Genomic DNA, 288 nt, shown 5'->3' on the forward strand with positions numbered 1-288 from the left:
AGAATCCGCCGATTGTCGGCGTGAAGCATCCGCCGATTGGTGGCGTGAAGAGAGGGAAAACCACGTGAGTGAAGCGCAAAAGGATCTGCGGGACGTCATCGTAGAGGCAGCGATCGACAAGTTGGCGACGGATCCGGTGGCGGTGGACGTGGGGAATCGTCTGGCGTTGGCTGAGTCATTTCTGATTTTTTCTGCTCCTACGGATCGTCAGGTGCGCGCGATCGATGAAGAAATCATGGATCAGACGGCGAAGCAGCTGGGTGTGAAGCCCGATCGCATCGAGGGGCG

The 288-nt window shown here is 58.0% G+C and carries 1 protein-coding gene; it reads left to right on the forward strand.

The features are described 5' to 3' along the window. Window positions 1-64: 64 nt before the first annotated feature. Window positions 65-288 (forward strand): RsfS/YbeB/iojap family protein (locus QP415_RS11510; protein WP_285100171.1); only part of this gene is annotated, 224 nt, incomplete at its 3' end.

The sequence above is a fragment of the Pauljensenia sp. UMB3104 genome (assembly GCF_030217285.1).
In the GTDB taxonomy this organism is placed as follows: Bacteria; Actinomycetota; Actinomycetes; order Actinomycetales; family Actinomycetaceae; genus Pauljensenia.